This window comes from Pseudomonas sp. AB39(2026) (assembly GCF_059831485.1).
On record NZ_CP195212.1, the window covers coordinates 1,321,949 to 1,339,616 of the forward strand.

At 57.1% G+C, this 17,668-nt stretch carries 13 protein-coding genes and 1 pseudogene; 8 read left to right on the forward strand and 6 right to left on the reverse strand.

Annotated features, from left to right (window positions below; all coding sequences use genetic code 11):
• The first annotated feature begins 25 nt into the window (after window positions 1-25).
• From ACSAMW_RS05765 to ACSAMW_RS05775, 3 genes are all read left to right on the forward strand, one after another.
• Window positions 26-613, forward strand: coding sequence for a gamma-glutamylcyclotransferase (locus tag ACSAMW_RS05765; RefSeq protein WP_500593090.1), 588 nt, complete (start codon window positions 26-28; stop codon window positions 611-613).
• A gap of 233 nt (window positions 614-846) precedes the next feature.
• Window positions 847-4,899 carry a type III effector gene (locus ACSAMW_RS05770; protein WP_500593091.1) on the forward strand — a complete coding sequence of 1,351 codons (4,053 nt, stop codon included), beginning with the start codon at window positions 847-849 and terminating at the stop codon, window positions 4,897-4,899.
• Window positions 4,900-5,113: 214 nt separating this feature from the next.
• On the forward strand, window positions 5,114-6,577 hold the full coding sequence (locus tag ACSAMW_RS05775) for a M10 family metallopeptidase C-terminal domain-containing protein (RefSeq protein ID WP_500593092.1): 1,464 nt from the start codon (window positions 5,114-5,116) through the stop codon (window positions 6,575-6,577).
• Between the two features lie 634 nt (window positions 6,578-7,211).
• On the opposite strand, the gene ACSAMW_RS05780 is transcribed toward ACSAMW_RS05775, so the two are convergent.
• Window positions 7,212-7,544: a hypothetical protein gene (locus tag ACSAMW_RS05780; protein WP_500593093.1), complete on the reverse strand. Its 333-nt coding sequence runs from the start codon at window positions 7,542-7,544 to the stop codon at window positions 7,212-7,214.
• A gap of 540 nt (window positions 7,545-8,084) precedes the next feature.
• Between ACSAMW_RS05780 and ACSAMW_RS05785 the strand changes: the two genes are divergently transcribed.
• The 3 genes and pseudogenes from ACSAMW_RS05785 to ACSAMW_RS05795 form a co-directional block, all read left to right on the forward strand.
• Entirely contained in the window at window positions 8,085-8,753 is a 669-nt protein-coding gene (locus tag ACSAMW_RS05785) for a hypothetical protein (RefSeq protein WP_500593094.1), read from the forward strand.
• A 590-nt stretch (window positions 8,754-9,343) separates the two neighbouring features.
• A complete protein-coding gene (locus ACSAMW_RS05790) occupies window positions 9,344-10,465 on the forward strand; it encodes a hypothetical protein (RefSeq protein WP_500593095.1) in 1,122 nt (373 codons plus the stop codon).
• Window positions 10,466-10,518: 53 nt separating this feature from the next.
• Window positions 10,519-11,298, forward strand: a pseudogene (locus ACSAMW_RS05795) (IS91 family transposase); the annotation flags it as partial.
• A gap of 235 nt (window positions 11,299-11,533) precedes the next feature.
• On the opposite strand, the gene ACSAMW_RS05800 reads toward ACSAMW_RS05795, so the two are convergent.
• Window positions 11,534-12,304, reverse strand: a complete 771-nt coding sequence (locus ACSAMW_RS05800; RefSeq protein WP_500593096.1) for a hypothetical protein — start codon at window positions 12,302-12,304, stop codon at window positions 11,534-11,536.
• A 314-nt stretch (window positions 12,305-12,618) separates the two neighbouring features.
• On the opposite strand from ACSAMW_RS05800, the gene ACSAMW_RS05805 reads away from it, so the two are divergent.
• Window positions 12,619-13,176, forward strand: coding sequence for a recombinase family protein (locus tag ACSAMW_RS05805; protein ID WP_500593097.1), 558 nt, complete (start codon window positions 12,619-12,621; stop codon window positions 13,174-13,176).
• A gap of 2 nt (window positions 13,177-13,178) precedes the next feature.
• Window positions 13,179-16,145, forward strand: a complete 2,967-nt coding sequence (locus ACSAMW_RS05810) for a Tn3 family transposase (RefSeq protein ID WP_500593098.1) — start codon at window positions 13,179-13,181, stop codon at window positions 16,143-16,145.
• 95 nt (window positions 16,146-16,240) lie between these two features.
• Here the strand turns inward: ACSAMW_RS05810 and ACSAMW_RS05815 are convergent, their stop codons facing one another.
• The 4 genes from ACSAMW_RS05815 to ACSAMW_RS05830 form a co-directional block, all read right to left on the reverse strand.
• On the reverse strand, window positions 16,241-16,546 hold the full coding sequence (locus tag ACSAMW_RS05815) for an XRE family transcriptional regulator (protein ID WP_500593099.1): 306 nt from the start codon (window positions 16,544-16,546) through the stop codon (window positions 16,241-16,243).
• On the reverse strand, window positions 16,543-16,710 hold the full coding sequence (locus ACSAMW_RS05820) for a hypothetical protein (protein WP_500593100.1): 168 nt from the start codon (window positions 16,708-16,710) through the stop codon (window positions 16,543-16,545). Before ACSAMW_RS05820 ends, ACSAMW_RS05815 begins: the two co-directional genes overlap by 4 nt.
• A 342-nt stretch (window positions 16,711-17,052) precedes the next feature.
• Window positions 17,053-17,253, reverse strand: coding sequence for an antitoxin VbhA family protein (locus ACSAMW_RS05825; protein ID WP_500593101.1), 201 nt, complete (start codon window positions 17,251-17,253; stop codon window positions 17,053-17,055).
• A gap of 103 nt (window positions 17,254-17,356) precedes the next feature.
• The gene (locus ACSAMW_RS05830) at window positions 17,357-17,560 is read right to left on the reverse strand and encodes an antitoxin VbhA family protein (RefSeq protein WP_500593102.1); all 204 of its coding nucleotides are present in this window, start codon (window positions 17,558-17,560) and stop codon (window positions 17,357-17,359) included.
• Window positions 17,561-17,668: the final 108 nt, after the last annotated feature.

Below are 17,668 nucleotides of genomic sequence, written 5' to 3' on the forward strand. Positions count from 1 at the left end.
CTGTGTTCAACAGTGGAGGTGCCGGATGAGCGCGTGCGCACCATCGCTTGAGGCGGTGCGTGCGCAAGCGGGCCAGGGCCCCTTCTGGCTGTTTGCCTACGGCTCGCTCATCTGGCGCCCGGAATGCCCTGCGCTGGAAGTGCAACGCGCGCGCGTACACGGCTACCACCGAGGTTTGTACCTCTGGTCGCACTTCCACCGCGGTACGCCGGAACGCCCCGGCCTGGTATTTGGCCTGGACAAGGGGGGTTCGTGTAATGGGTTTGTTCAACGCCTGCCGGAGCACAACCTGGATAGTCACTTGGAGGCGTTATGGCAAAGAGAGATGGTGATTCCAGCCTATCGTCCCAAGTGGGTGAACTGTCGGCTCGAAGATGGGCGCCAGGTTCGGGCACTGGTATTTACCTTACACCGCCAGCACCCGGCCTACGTAGGCACTCTACCCGACCCCGTACTGTTCGACATTCTGGTTAACGCACGGGGCGTCGCGGGCAGTACGCGTGATTATGTGGAAAACACCGCCCGGGTGCTGCGCTCGCACCATATGCCTGACCGTAACCTGGAGGCCGCCCTGTCACGCCTGCGCCGCGCACAGAGTGCGCTTAAAGGCTGATACCGGGTTCTGCCTGTTTACTTCAGATACTTCGTTTTGCGGGGGTGTTGGATGACGCCTGCATGCAACTAAAGCAGTCATAGCTTAGAACTTTTTGGCAGGACCTTATTAAGTTAATTCACTGCAAATAACTTACACATAAAGTGCATATACAAAGACCTAAAAATCATTATCGAACCCCCTCCAAAGTTGAATAGCATCTGTTCTAACCGCTTAACTAATGGAAGGCCAGGATGCCCATTCAGTCTCGTATTAATCTGGCCCAGCCGGCCAGATTGCAGACGATCCCGGAGGAGGACACGCCGCAGGCGTTACACGCGCCTAGTACGCCGGCCAGTGCTCAGGCCAACCCTGCTGCGCCCCACCAAAACCCGCCACCGCCGGGCACTGCCGTCGACCGGTTGCGCCAACGGATGGTGCGGTGGTCCGCCAGCGGCCGGCCACTGACCTTCACCTACGGCATCCCCGGTACTGGCCGAAGTATCGCCCGTGCGCTGCGCCCCGGCTTGCCCGAGTACCCCGCGCCCGCCACTGACGCCCCAGCCCTTGGCGACCTGCTCGATGAGATCGACGCCTTCAGGGCCACCGTCGATGTGTGGGTAAAAGGGCTGGACGAGGCCGCTGGCGAGGTGTGGCAACGGCCTGCACCCTCGCCGCTGCGGCGCCTGGCGACACGCGCTGTCCCTTGGCTGGCGCCCGACAGCGTACAGGCGATCACCCAGTATTCGCGCCCAGACGACCCCCGCAGTATCAAACGTCGGGGCGCGCCGATGGCCGCGGGCTCAGCCAAACCTTGGGATCAGGCCCTCGCCACCTTGTGCCAACAGGCGCAGCGCCAACGCCACATTCTGGACCGTGCGGTCGAAGACCTGGACACTGCCATGGAGGCGGTCGAAGCGGCTGACCGCCCAGCGGTGGGTGACGGTCGCGCACGGGCCGGGCAGCAGGCCGTACGGACGGCAGCCCAGCTGCGCCTGGAACAGGCTCAAGGCGAACTGGCCATAGCCCGCGAAGGCATGCAAACCCTGCTGCTCGATAGCCGCCTGCAAGGGGTGCGTACGCAGCGGCTGGACGCCGAGGGCGACCATCAGTTGAACGCCTTTCGGCTCAGCCGCATCGACGACCTGCGCGCGCGTGGCGAAGCGCTCAAGGACACGCTAGGCAACCGCCACGCCCAGCTCAGCTTCGATCTTGCACTCAAGGGCGAGCAGACCCGCTTGGCGCTGGACGCCGACCGCGCACTGAAACAGGCTGAGATAGCGGAGGCCCAGGCCCATTACAGGCTGCAACAGCTGCGCGACACCACGGCGCCCGGGGCCCCCGCATTGGCCGCAGCCCAGCTGCAGGTAGGCGAGGCCGCGCGCCATACGCAACAACTGACTGCCGCGTTTGAACAGGCTGTGACGGCGCTCGCGGCGCTTAATACGGATATGAGCGAAGTGCTCGGGCGCCTCAACCAAACGGACCGCCAGCAGGCCAAGGCCGCCGCGGCCCAAGCGCCGTTGGACGCGGCCGAGGCGCGCCTGCAGTCGCAGCCAGCGGCGACATTCGATCGTGAAGCAAGCCAACAGGCCATGGCAGACACCGACCGCCTGTTCGCCGATTATGCCCGGGAAGTCATCACGCCGTTCCCCCAGCCCCTCGAACCGCGCCTGGCGGCTGCCCTGGCGGGGTTGGCCAGCCAGCGCAACGAGGCCGCCAGCGTGCCGCCGATTCCCGAGGTGCTGTTGAACACGGTGATTACCCACGCGTTGTATGCCGTCACCGGGGACGCTAGCCGGGCCGCCCAGGCTCTCGAAGCGATCGGGCGCCAGCCCCTGGCCCACTGGCTTGATGCGGGCACGGGTGGGACGGACAGCGCCTCGCCGGCTGTGCAGGAAAGCGTTCGTGCATTGATCCGCACGCTGGCTCCCCTGCCCCGCGGCATGGACATCCTGCACCTGCTGTCCAGCGACCGTGCAACCCCTGTTGACCCTCAACGTAGCCAAGCGTTGCTGGTGTTCTGGAGCGCTGACCAGGCGCGCCTGGACCAGCGACAAGCCGGTCGCCCTCTGTCGGCTGTGGAGCAAAGGGTAGACACCTGGCTGGGCCGAGCACAGGCGGTCGCGCGCGTGCGGTTGCGCGCAGACGATGCGCCCCCCGTGGCCGACGTCGACGTGGCGGCGTTCCATGCCGTGGCAAACGGCTACGTAAGTAACGCGCCAGGCAGTGCCTACGACCAGCATGACCAGCGCCTGCGCAAGGCCAGCGTGCAATGGCTGGCGCGGGCCATGGCCGACCGCGCGGCCGACGCCCCGAAAGATGGGTCACGGCTACGCAAACTGGTTCCCTCATTAGGTAAAACACCGTTCAAGGCGCGCACCCTTGCACGCGGCCAGGCCGTGGGCGAAAGCATGGGGATGACAACCGCGCGTAAGGCCGTTGATGAAGCGATCGACAGCCGTGTAAGCGACCTGCGCCGCCTGGCCGAGGCCGCACGTGGTACTGTCCCGGCCGAAGCCGACGCGGTCGAAGCGATCATCGCCTACCTCACGGCGCTCAAGGCGAAGGGCGCGACCTTATCCGAAACCCGTTTCGGCCCCAAAGCCGCCGCCAAGATTGCCCGCCACCTGGGCGCCTCGCAGCATGAGCGCCGGCTCACCCACCGTGCCCGAGGGCACGAGGCGCGTGGCACGCTGATCAAGGCGCAGCGCGAGCCCGCCCTGCCCGAGCCCTATGCGACCCTGTGCGGCAGCGAGGCGTGCGTATTTGAAATACTCGAACGGATCGATGACCACCTGCGCACGGCGGTAGGGCCCGAGGCGCCGGCACGCACACCGGACCCCGATAGCCTTGAGCAGGCCGCAGCGCTGCTGAAACGCGACTACCTGGGCAGTAAGGATGACATCGTGGCGTTCTTCAAGCCGCTGATCCTCAACTGCCAGTTACGCCATCGGCTGCGCTTGGCCGGGGGCGGCACCCTGGGCGGAGGCATACCCTCGTTGCCCTACAGTGTGCTCTCCCCGCTGGTATCGCCCATCTTCTCGGCAGAGCTGTCACGCACCGACGAAGCCTTCGTGCAACTGTTCATGCCGATCCTGGGCATGGAACTCACCGTCGGCCGCACCCGCACCCACGCCGCTGAGGCCACCTTGGGTGCGGCGTCGGGGGTGGCACTGGCACCCGGAGTGGCTGCCCAGGGCACGCTCAGCGGGCGCCTGGCCGGGCAACAGGCGACCACCGATGGCACGCTGATGCGGTTTTTCCGCACCCGCCACAAAGACGACGAAATGCGCCAGAACATGCTCAATGCGTTCGACAGCCTGGTGCGTTGGGACCAGATTGCGCCAACCCACGGCAGGGCATTCGCCGGCCCCATGGAAGCGATCCTGGCGCGCAACCCCGCAGTGTCTATCAGCGGGCTGAGCAGCACGGTGAGCACCCGCACACTGGGCGGGCGTGCGGGTGCGCGGCTCGGCGCGGGTTTAGATGACGGCGGTGGGGTGGGCCAATCGCTGGGCTTTGAACCCTCGCTATACGCAGAAGCCGAGCGGGTTCGCGACCAGCGCCAGGAACAGCACGGCCGTGTGCGTGTGCAAGGCCAGCGCGGCGACACAGCCCAGCAGCGCGCCGGCGTTACCGTCGCCCTCAATGCCCAGCCCCTCAGCAATCAGCCCCAGGCCAGCGGCACACCTGCCGGGCCTACCCGCCAAGGCCTGGGCCTGCAGTTGGGGGCCAACCGAGAATTAGCCTGGGCGCTGGAACGCCACGAGATTTCGCCGTTTCTGCTCCCCGGCAACAAGCAAGATGGCGACCTCGACCGTCACTACACCTCGGTCAAGGACATGCAGGCGGAGATCCGCAGCAACCGCGACCTATGGCTGATGCGTTGCCTCGAAACCCTTGAGCCAGATACGAACGGCAACAAGGACACCCCAGCCAACCGGGAGCGTGCCGACGCCCTGCTGCGCACCTTCGAAGACACCATCGCCACCTTGGCCAAGCACAACCGCTACTGCCAGTACAACGTCAACTACTCCATGAAGGGCGCTGTGGGCGCCACGCTTGACGGCTACCGGGCACTGTCCGCGCTGGCCATGCGACGCGGCGACCACCGTGCTGCCGAACAAGCTCAAGCAGCCATCGATCGCACACTGTTAATGAAGGGCACCTGGCGCCCGTTGATGCTGATTGTCCGCGAGCGGGCCCGCGACAGTAGCCAACGCGGCTGGCGAGGGCCACTGCGCTGGCAGCGAGTGGCGACGGTAGAGGGGCAGCGCACGGCGGCGCAGTTTCCGCCGCCGTGAGAGGCGAAGTGAGGAACGTTAGTTGCCTGGCAGGTCATGCACCTCAAACACATGTGGCGATCGAGAAATTACTGACATTTATCCATGGCCTGCATTGAACTTAACGCTTCGTTTGCGGGCAAAGGCTGTTTGAGCAGTAGCGCGCGAGTTTCCTGGCCACTCGCATGCAGTGCAGTCGCTCGCGGCCGTCCTTCTTAGCTCAAAGAGCCCTGCCATGCCCAATGCGAACGACATCCAGCAGATCAACCGCCCTGCCTACACCACCCTCATCGGCACCGACGGTGACGACAGCATCACCGGCACTGCCAAGCGCGACGTTCTGATCGGCGGGGCCGGTGACGACACCCTCACCGGTGTGGCCGGCTCCGACACGTTTATCGGTGGCGCCGGCGCCGACACGCTGATTTCGCATTCCCCCCAATACGCCTCTTCTCTCAACCAGTTCGTTTTCACCGCGCTGTCCGACAGCTACTACGACGCCTCAGGCTCGCATTCGGACCTTATTGTCGACTTCGACGACGAACGTGATGTGCTCGACCTTACTGCCCTGGGCCTGGAACGCGTAGGCGACGGCCGCAACGGTGACTTGGCGGTGCGTTACGACGCAGGGGAAGATGTGACCTATGTATATTCCCTGGACAAGGACGCCAGTGGTAACGCATTCGAAGTGCGCCTGGCAGGCGATCACTCGGGGCTAAACACCGCTAACTTTGCGCTCACCTACAACATGGTGCCGGGTGAAGACTTCCCCTACGGCCGCAGCGAAAAGGAATGGCATGTCACTGGCACCGATGGGGATGACTACATCAGAGCCCCGAAATACAGCAGCGTACTCGACGGCGGCGCCGGCGCAGACACCTTCGCCGTGGGCAACGCGCGCACCACCGTGCAGTTCGACCAAGTCACCGACAGCTTCGTCAATGATGCTGCCGGCACGTCCAGCTTCGATAATGTGTATCTCTTCAAAGTGGGCACCGACCTGCTGGATGTCTCCCGCCTGGGCTATACCGGGCTGGGCGATGGTTATAACGGCACCCTGAACTACAGCTTCGACAAGGCGCTGGATCGAGTGGTGGTGCAGTCGTTCGAAACCGATGCGCAGGGCAACCGCTTCATGCTGCATTTGACCACTGCTGACCGCTATGGCGTGGACGGCCTGCTGGATGTCGACCGTTTCATCTTCGCCGGCAATGAAACCGTAGATCGCACCACTGCTACCCTCACGGGCAACAACTATCACGATAATTTCGTCGCCGGCGCCGAAGGCGGGGTATTCATCGGCAACGGCTTTGGCGACTACCTCAAGGGCGGCGCGGGAGCAGATACCTTCCGCTACCTGGACAAGAGCGATAGCCAGCGGGGTAACAGTGACCTGATCGTCAACTTCGATACCCAACAAGACAAGGTCGATGTATCGGCGCTGGGGTATACCGGGCTGGGTGACGGCACCGATGGCACCTTGAAACTGGTGTATGACCAGGGCAACGGCCGTACTTACCTGAAGGATTTCGATGCCGATGCGCAGGGTGATCGCTTCGAGATCGGGTTCCAGGGAAATTTCGCGAAGACCTTCAGCGCGGATAATTTGGTTGTTGCCACTGCGCCGACCGTGGCGGAAGCGCACCAGGCTGTGGAGTTAATAGGTGTGCCAGCGGACCATGTGACCGGCGCGGCTTGAGGTAGATCGTCGCGCCGCGCGGCGGGCCGCTCTCTTACCAACGAAATGGTGCTAGGCCGTAGGTGTGGTTTAGTGCCGGGTTGTAGGAGAGTGGCGTGGGGCGCGATGTGCTTATCCGACGGGTTGTAAAACAGGTGAGTTGGAATGGTGGATGGGGGTGTGCGTGTCGGCTTTTACTAACCGCAATGCCTTTTGGTTAGCTAGTTGCACAGAATGTGGACCATATTGATTCGGTGAGGACAATCCCCGGCACGAATGAGTGCCCTGGAGGAAAGGCATTCGGCTCAGAGTCGACGCTTGGCAGGGAGCGATAGCTTGGGATTATCCATGATTGCCCATGCGTCTTTTCACCCTGTAACAGTCATTTCAAAGGGCAGCTATGGGTCCAGGCTGGGTAAAAAGGCTAACCAGAAAATAAGGTACGCGTCCCTATCAAAATATGCGGCTAAGTGAAGGGTGAGCAGCTCCAGACTTCGCATAGGGGTGCGGTTTAAGGCCGGTCTTCGACTATTTCCGCATCCAAAACGTTTTCACACAGCTTGGATCGATTGTGGTCAGTCGCAACCGACCCCAAGTGGGCGCTTGGCCGTCTACGAAACCGAGAACGATTCCTCTCCAGCAGGCCCTGTTGCTTTTACAGCATCTGATCAACTGAGAATGATGAGAAATAAAAAGACAACTTTCCACCCTCAAGATCACTAAACTTATAGTGCGCCCTATCAAATCCAGAGTCTACGCTGATAACATTCATATGCATAATCTGAGTTAACCCCCCGCCAAAATCACGAGACGCTAACTGGCTGATATCCATAAACCTGACATCCAAAACATCAGAGCCTAGATTTTCAGAATCTGAAACGGATAGAGATAAATCATAACTCATTCTACCAGAATTCAACTGAACACTCATCGCATGCAAGCAGTTGCGAGAAACAAGCAACTCATTCAAATCCGAGATACTAATCATTTGATCCTAACCCCTTTACCTTCGTGGCCATAGTGTGGACTATATTAATAGATAGGCGCGTGGGGAGGCGAAACAATATTTATTTGGCTTTTCTTGGTCCTAGTCTACACGTCTACGATTAGTATGGTCCGCTCATCCATCACTTGCACCCCACCGACTGCTTGACTCAGGTGGCTAGACCGCGAGCTCTGGAAATCCGTATGCATGAAAATCTACGGCTACGTCTTTACGATAATTCAGATCAATTCGAAAGCGTTCAAATCTATCCCGAGCTAATCGTAGTCTAGAATTGCTGCGCTCATACTAGGTGCCGTTTGACCGAAATTGGACCGTGGAGAAGGTCTGCTTTGGGTCGGTTTTTGCCTGTCGCCACCGGCCGCAACCGACCCAATGCTGCCACTCGCCCTCACCATTTTTCAGGTCGACTAGAGCTACCTTTTCTGGGTTGTGGGACGGAACGAATGGCCAGTATCTCTACTATGTTAGATCGTCCATTCTGTCATGGCATACTGTATTAATACTCAGAGAGTCGTTTAAATTATGGATATGGATGGTTTCGCGCAGTGCCTCAGCTACATTCAAGCTACTACGGTGAAAAGCTGGGTGGACAAATTTTTGCCGTTGATGGGTACGGTTTTAGGTGCTGGTTTAGCCTTTAGTTTAAATTACTACTCAACGGCTCGAAAAGAGGCCAGGGCAAAAATTGCGAAGAAGGAGTGCTGCGAAGAAGATATTCATGAGCTTATGCACATATGTAAACAAGCGCTCATAAACCTCCTCGAAATCTGCGAACCGATAGCCACGAAAACTCGTCCCATAGGACATAACTTACCATCCACAGTGAGTTTGCCGTTATTGGATAAGTATTATCCTGAAATAGCACATTCATTTAGCGTCGATCAACGGTATTGGACTAAGTTGGTATTTCGATATGTGCACGACGTAAATAAATATCTCGATATAATTACAAATTATGAATCAGAAACCTCGCTGTTTAGAATTTCATTGCTAATTATTAATTTAGAGTCAATTTTACTTGAAGCATACAAGCGTTGCTATTGCATATTAAGTAATAAGAAATTCGAGTTTTCAGATCACGATGAGGCCCTTGCCGAGCTTGGTGGGACCCGTGAACAGATAGATTCGCTGAATATCCTGAAATCAAACGCCGAGAAAGAAAATACGATTTTAAGGCTCCCAAATGATTAGCATGAAAAAAAACTGACTCTCATCACGCAAAGGCTCGTATTTCTTCGAACACCACATCAGGGGCCGCTTCTGGCCGATTTCTGCCCTCCGTGAAGGGCAGCAATGGTCGATAGTGGCTTTCCCAATGCGACTGCCCAGGCCTGGAGTGGCTTTCGATGGCTGGCAAAGCATTGTTCACGGAAAATGAAGCAGGCATAAAAAAGCCCGCCAAGCGAACCGGGCGGGCTTTGGTAAGCAAGCTGAACTTGGCAGCCTACGGCTGAAAATTGGTCCGGGCCCACTTCAGATCTGAGTTACCTGGGCTAAACATCGCTGTGCCCCCGCGCTTGACACCGGAACTCTCCAGACGCTTTTAGCCACCCACTGGCATTCGGGCTGTCTCTCTCGGCCTATCATCTGTAGGCATAGGTTAATCAGCAATGAATCCCACCCAAACAGGCCGTCTGGTATCACCTCACACCGTGTTGCCCTCCACAGGGGAACACTTAAGGCCACAGACCCCGCAAATAGGTACGTCAGTTTCCTCCTCAGTCGCTGCCTTACCTGCTTCTGTACAGATTGGTAACCTCACCCTCCACGTCGGGCATGTCATGACAGCCCTCTCTGACAGCGAAGCCCAAGTCCTCCATTGGGCACTCCACTCCGAAACGCCCAAAGAGCCACTGGCACCCTCACCCAATGAGGTTGGCTTTTTTCCTTACGCCGTTGGGGCAAAGGATTATTTTGCATCCCTACATTTGCCAGCCCGGCTCAACGTCCCTGAGCAGCTGATGGTTATCTGTGAGCTTGATTCAGCCTCTGCTTTGAAGCAAATACGCATTAGCGATAGGGAGAACACCCGTGTCTATTGTAAGGCCCATTTCGAACCCCCTCATTGGGCAACACAGGCACCCGCTTCGGAAAAGGCGGCTTCGTCCATGGCTGCTCAACCCTCTTCACGGACCCACTTATCTGTTTTATCAAACAGCGACTCAATGAAAGAATCGATACAACGACATAATCCTCAGGATAAGGAGCTATGGCAGCGTTCAGGTGCCTCGGTCAGTACAGAGCCCAGGGTCTTTTCCCACGGCGGCTCGGCCGGCGCCTCGACAGATTTTCCCAGGTCTAGCCGGAACCTGCGCACTCTTGCGCCACGCAGCACACCCAACCAAGCACCTTCTCTATCCTCTAGGTCGGGGGCGAGGTCCGAAAGCCAGCGGCCAAAACGGCAAAAAGCCACGGATGCTCAGATCGACGCGCTTCTGTACGATGACGGCGAGACGTTCAGAACTAATAAGGAAATTGGCCGCCTTCTACGAACCGCCGGATTCAGCGCAGGTGACAACCGCATCCAAGGCCGGCTGCAGGCTCTCGCGGGGCTACGGCAACTTCCCGGCGCCACTGACGAGAAGATCAGGGAGTATTTACACGATCCAGAAGACGGCTCGTTGAGAACTCAGCAGGAAGTCATCAGCGCCATGCGCGAAGACGGATGGGGGGCAAAAACCCACCGCATCGTTGCCCAAATGCAAGCTGCCGGGGCGCCACGGCATCTGACAAGCGCCACGGATGAGCAGATCCAGGCGCGCCTGTATAAGGACAATGATGATAACGACGGTCGTTCATTGAGAACTTGTGATGAAATCGCCAATGCTCTAAATGAAGATGGATTAGGGGCAAGGAACGCCCGCATCCAGGCCCAGCTACGGGCTGCGCGTGGACAGCAATAGTCTGGATGGCCTGCTGAAGTGAGGGCACTGTCCTGGCCGCTCGACGCCACGCCATAGTCCGTTCAAGCCGGTCCGCAGCTTTCAAACCTCGACCGCTGAAAAACCTGTTCACGGCAAATGACTGCTGGGCAGGTCTGTTGGAGGCTGGCGGTCTGCGTGACATCGAAGTGGAGTCGGTGAGCAAAATGCTGGCCTGCGGTACCTCAATCCTGGGCGTGAAACAGTACACCTGCGCCAATGACCGCTGTCCCCACGTCAAATACCTGTGCAACACCTGTCATTGTCGGGCCTGTCCATCGTGCGGCAAAAAGGCCACCGATCAGTGGATCGCCGTTCAACACAACCGCTTGCCTGATTGCGCCTGGTACCACCTGGTGTTCACGCTGCCCGACACGCTGTGGCTGGTGTTCTTTCATAACCGTGGCCTACTCGATGCGCTGTGCCGCCTGGCCGCTGATAACCTGCTGTATGCGGGAAAACGGCGGGGTCTGCGCATTGGGCTGTTTGGAGCGATCCATACCTACGGTCGACGGCTCAACTGGCACCCTCATGTACACCTGTCGGCCACTGCTGGTGGCCTGGATGAGCAGGACGTCTGGAAAAATATCGCGTTTCACGAAAAGGCAATGCGTCGTCGTTGGATGTGGAATGTGCGCAATCATCTGTTGGAGCATTGGGGTCAGATCACAATGCCGCCGGAGCTGACGCATATCACCTGTGAAATTGACTGGCGAAACCTGGTGTTCACAGCAGGCGGTCAGCACTGGCACATTTATCTGTCGAAGAAGACAGAAAACGGCAGAAAAACGGTGAATTACCTGGGCCGCTACCTGGGGTCGCTTCAGAAAACGGAAAATAAAGCACGTTAAGCCGATTGCAGTACGCATCCAGGTGAGCGCATGGTCCGCTCCTCAATGATCGAGCGCATGAATCAAAAGAACGGGTCAAGTCCCTTTGGGTATTGCCAGCGACTGGTATTCCCTATCAAGAACAATCGCTGGTATCGAAAATTAAGATGGCAGGGTGAGACCCTGCCATCTTTTAGCGCTTAAGCTGTAGCTGAGTAATCTATACGTTTTCGTGGCCCCAACTAGCCGAATAGCCCAAGCTATTTTCGCGCCGGAAATTTTCAAGCTTCATCATGAGGTCTGAAAAGGCATATTCTTGACCCGGCTGCTCATCATCTTTCTCAACCAAAATTTCCATGGCTGAGCGTATGCTTTTTTCGTATGTTTCTGAAGAAACAGGGTTGTTGCCAAAGGAGGCTGGTTTAGCTTTTTCCTGCTGAACCTGTTTTATTGTGTCATTCACCAGTACACCGCATAGCATCAATTGCTTACCTTGCGGCTCGCTGTTGATATATTGCCTTGCAATATTAAATCCCATCTTGCTAAGAAGATTTTCCGAGTAATCAGCGGCCGAGCTAAATCGGCTTAACTTGATCCATGAGCTGATAGAATCAGGACTGCCCTCTTTTCCGCTCTGCTCGGTAATAGAAGGTAAGTGTACGTTTTCTAAGTCTTTTTTGGCAGGGCCACTTTGAGTTGGCCGGGCAGCAGTCCTCAATAATTCTTCAGGTAAGCCGAGAGGTAACGGCCGCTCCCTGGCAATAGCGGCGGGTATGTTTCGAGATCCTGCTTTATCTAGCAAGGTAGCAGCTTTAGTCCGAGCGGATTTGAGCAAACGGCTTTTGATAGCATCTTCAAATGCTGCAGGAGAATAATTCCTAAGCACTTTAACGCTGGTGCGGGCGCTTGCATTTTCTTTAGGTTGATCCTCCTCAATACTAGGACCCGCGAAAGGTCCGGTTGTGTATTTGTTGACTCGAGAGGCATCCACATTTATCTCCTTTTAAATTCTATAAAATATCTTGAAGCGCCCCTAGGTGGTCATAAGACTGTAATAAGTTCCAATCTTGGATCCGTATATTATAAATTACAGCTGTTCAGAAAAGCGGACATTAATATAATTAGATAGCTAAGTAAGTTATCTACCTTACTATCATTATTAAATATGCCAATTTGGGCTATACCCTAATCGGACGTCAGGAATATGATTTATGCTGTGTCAGTATAGGGTCGTTTATCGTATTTATTGGCATTCGTCGCTTAAGGTAATAGACTCTAACCTGACATTTTATCCTTGGACTTATCTTGTACGGTCAACGCATTGGCTACGTTCGCGTCAGCAGCCTTGAACAAAATCCCGAACGGCAATTGGAAGGGGTTCAGGTAACGAGAGTGTTCACCGACAGGGCGTCCGGCAAGGACATAAATCGTCCTGAATTGGAACGATTGCTTGCTTTTATACGTGAAGGCGACACCCTGGTGGTCCATAGCATGGATCGACTCGCGCGTAACCTGGATGACTTGCGCCGCATTGTGCAGGGCTTGACCAAGCGCGGGGTGCGCATCGAATTCCTCAAGGAAAGTCTGGCTTTTACTGGGGAGGACTCGCCGATGGCAAATCTGATGCTATCGGTAATGGGGGCCTTTGCAGAGTTCGAGCGTGCTTTGATTCGTGAACGGCAGCGTGAAGGGATCGCGCTTGCACGGCAGAGAGGCGTCTACCGTGGCCGCAAAAAGTCATTGAACGATGAGCAGATTGCTGAGCTAAAACAGCGTGTTTTGGGAGGTGAACGGAAAACGCTGATTGCCAAGGATTTTGGCATCAGTCGTGAAACCTTGTATCAATACTTGCGCGAGTCCTGAGTATGCCGCGTCGCTCCATTTTTTCCGGCGCCGAGCGCGCAAGCCTGCTGGCGATGCCAGACACCAAGGACGAGTTGATTCAGCATTACACATTCAGCGAAACAGACCTCTCCATCATTAGGCAACGGCGCGGCGCAGCCAACCGGCTGGGCTTCGCGGTGCAACTCTGTTACCTGCGCTTTCCTGGCATCATCCTTGGCATTGATGAACTGCCGTTTCCACCTTTGCTGAAACTGATCGCCAATCAGCTCAAAGTCAACGTTGAATGCTGGAGCGAATACGGGCAACGGGAGCAGACCCGTCGTGAGCATTTGGTTGAGCTGCAGACGGTGTTCGGCTTCCAGCCGTTCACCATGAGCCACTACCGAAAAGCAGTTCACACGCTTACTGAGCAAGCCATGCAAACCGACAAGGGCATTGTACTGGCCAACGCTTTGATCGAGCATTTGCGGCGGCAGTCAATCATTTTGCCTGTGTTAAGCACCGTAGGGCGGGCTATTTCAGAAGCCATTACCCGCGCTAACAGGCGCATCTACGACGTATTGACCCAACCGCTGTCTGCTATGCATCGGCGGCGCCTCGATGGTCTTCTCGAGCGCCGAGACAACGGCCAGATGACCTGGCTGGGCTGGTTGCGCTTGCCCCCCGTCAAGCCCAATTCTAGGCATATGCTGGAGCACATCGAACGACTGAAGGTGTGGCAGGCACTCGAACTGCCTCCCGGTATCGAGCGTCTAGTCCACCAGAACCGACTACTCAAGATCGCCCGTGAGGGTGGTCAAATGACGCCTGCCAACCTGGCCAAGTTCGAGGCCCAGCGTCGCTACGCCACCTTGGTGGCGCTTGCGGTCGAGGGCATGGCCACCGTCACCGATGAAATCATCGACCTGCATGATCGCATCCTGGGCAAGCTGTTCAACGCGGCCAAGAACAAGCACCAGCAGCAGTTCCAGGCGTCTGGCACAGCCATCAACGCCAAAGTGCGGCTGTTCGGCCGCATTGGCCAGGCTTTGATCGAAGCCAAGCAATCGGGCCGCGATCCGTTCGCGGCCATTGAGGGCGTCATGTCCTGGGATGCTTTCGCCGCGAGCGTCAGCGAGGCGCAGAAGCTTGCGCAACCCGAAAGCTTCGATTTCTTGCACCGGATAGCTGAGAGTTACGCCACAGTGCGTCGTTATGCGCCGGAATTGCTCGCCATTCTGAAACTGCGGACCGCGCCCGCCGGCAAGAAAGTGTTTGATGCCGTCGAGGTGTTACGCGGCATGAACAGCGACAACGCCCGTAAAGTGCCCCCTGACGCGCCAACTGACTTCATCAAGCCACGCTGGCAGAAGCTGGTGATGACCGACGACGGCATTGACCGACGCTACTACGAATTGTGCGCACTGTCGGAGTTGAAGAACTCGCTACGCTCGGGCGACATCTGGGTCCAGAGCTCGCGTCAATTCAAGGACTTTGAGGACTACCTGGTGCCGCCCGAGAAGTTCGCTAGTCTCAAGCAGGCCAGCGAATTGTCGTTGCCCGTCGAGGCTGACTGCGACCGCTACCTGCATGATCGTCTGACACTGCTGGAGACTCGGCTCGCCACCGTCAACCGCATGGCACTGGGCAACCTGTTGCCAGACGCTATTCTCACGGAGTCGGGTTTGAGGATCACCCCGCTCGATGTGGCTGTCCCTGATGCCGCGCAGGTGTTGATTGACCAAACCGCGATGAGCCTACCGCACGTCAAGATCACTGAATTGCTTTTGGAAGTGGACGGGTGGACGAATTTCACCCGTCACTTCGCGCATTTGAAATCAGGCGATCCCGTCAAGGACAAAAACTTGCTGTTAACCACGATCCTGGCCGACGCGATCAACCTGGGTCTGACCAAGATGGCAGAGTCCTGCCCTGGCACCACCTACGCCAAGCTGGCATGGCTACAGGCTTGGCACATCCGCGATGAAACCTATGGGGCGGCGCTGGCCGAGCTGGTCAATGCTCAATTTCAGCATCCCTTTGCCGAGCACTGGGGCGACGGCAGCACGTCATCATCGGATGGCCAGAATTTCCGCACCGGCAGCAAGGCCGAAAGCACGGGCCACATCAACCCGAAATACGGCAGCAGTCCAGGCCGGACGTTCTACACCCACATCTCCGACCAGTACGCACCTTTCCACGCCAAGGTCGTCAACGTCGGCGTGCGCGACTCGACCTACGTACTCGACGGCTTGCTGTACCACGAATCCGACCTGCGCATCGAGGAACACTACACTGACACGGCGGGCTTCACCGATCATGTCTTTGCCCTGATGCACCTGCTGGGCTTCCGCTTCGCGCCGCGCATTCGTGACCTGAGTGACACCAAGCTTTACATCCCCAAGAGCAATGCCGCCTATGACGGGCTGAAATCAATGCTCGGTGGCACGCTCAATATCAAGCATGTCCGCGCCCATTGGGACGAGATCCTGCGGCTGGCCACTTCGATCAAGCAAGGCACGGTGACGGCCTCACTGATGCTCAGAAAACTGGGCAGTTACCCTCGCCAAAACGGCCTGGCCGTCGCCCTGCGCGAGCTGGGCCGCATCGAACGCACATTGTTCATCCTGGACTGGCTGCAAAACGTCGAGCTACGGCGTCGCGTGCATGCCGGGCTCAACAAGGGTGAAGCGCGCAACGCATTGGCCAGGGCCGTGTTCTTCAACCGGCTGGGTGAAATCCGCGATCGCAGCTTCGAGCAGCAGCGTTATCGGGCCAGCGGCCTTAACTTGGTGACGGCCGCAATCGTGCTGTGGAACACGGTTTATCTGGAACGTGCCGCCAGTGCCTTGCGTGACCACGGCAAAGTCTCAGATACAGCGCTGCTGCGGCATCTGTCACCCCTGGGCTGGGAACACATCAATCTGACCGGCGATTACCTCTGGCGCAGCAACGGCAAGCTCGGCACGGGCAAATTTAGGCCGTTGCGGCCGCTGTCATCAGCTTAACGTGCTTTATTTTCCGTTTTCTGAAGCGACCCCAATATGAGGTCGTGTTCATAAAAGCGCTCCTACGGGCCCACTCCTTAATATGCTGGGAGGTTTCAATCAGTCGGCTTAGGCGTAGGACCAGACGGAAGAGGCCCCAGCTCCACTTCTGCGCCGTGCGCGCGCATGCAGTCCACTATTCGGCCTAACTCCTCATCAGAAAGCGTGAGCAACGCAGCCATGTAAAAGTGCATTTGCAGGCTCAATTCGCGAGCCGCGACTCCGCCCGTGTACTTGCGCCATTGAGCGCCCTGGGCGAGCCCTGCGAGGTCTGCCATCTGCGTACTGGTGAAATTGAGCTCATCCTTTAGATGCGCCAGATCACCCGTTGAAGGCGGATCGTAATGTCGAATTCGTTTCATGACAGAAACTTGAAGGAAAGCCAGAATACGCCGAGCGCGAATGCTGCGCCCAGACTGGCAGATACCAGCATATTCCGGGTTTCGTGGCGAGGGCCGTTTTGAACCTCATTGCGCAGCTGTGCAAGATCTTCTTTGATCTGCTTAATGACTTGATCGTGGCTCATGATCTTCCTATTCGGGAATACAGGGTCGTGCCGTTGCAGCCCCTGTGCTAACTGTCTCGCTAACCCCTCTGAATCTCAAGGTCTGCCAGAGCTTAAAGATGAAGAAGGCGACTGTGAGTTCAAGGCTCGGGCCGGTACACTGGCTCTGAGCATCGCTGCGGCGTTGCACGGTGGCCTTAACACCTCAGCAGACCAGTACGTAATTGATTGGCATAGCTCCCCTCCGCACGTTAAAGGGGTGAGATTCCGGCTATGGTTCAGCGCCCACGTCTTGGGAAGGGACCTTTTACTGGTCTGAGGTTATTGTAATGAACATCGCTATCTGGAGCTGCGTAAGGATTTTTACCGTTTCCCGAATACTTCGCCATTAGAAATCCTTGCTTTGAATCTGTTCAACACATCATTGATGTCACCTTCCCCGCGTGCAAAGCGCTGAAGATCAAGAACGACCTTCGTATCGGGTTCAAGGCCTTCCAGGTGCTGATTTGCGAGAGCGTTAGCGACTGCTGCTTGCCGGGCCTTCAGGTTGATATCAATAGACATGGAGTCTCTCCGATGGTGCGCAAGGATATGGGCTGCTATGAAATAGATGCTCGCGCGGCTTAAGAATTGTACGGAAGCCCGCGAGATCAAGCTGTATTGGCGCTCATCCGCGCATATGTTCAGCACCAGGCCGTACGAACTCGGCTAGGTCAATTTCACCATTAATGAAACGCTCTGCATGGGCCTCGTCCTCAGCGCTGAGGACGAAACCCGACAGCCCAACCGAAGCCCGCGCATAATCGGCAGCCTCTTTGCGACGTTGACGCTCTTCGTCGCTGATGGGGAATTTTTTTGGTTCATCAGCCATTCTTGTCACTCCTGTCACTCGTTACAGCGTCTAAAAATCATTTTTTCCTGATTTAGAGACGCCAAAGGTGATGGTAAACACCTACTAATTATACACTCTCGGCCTTAG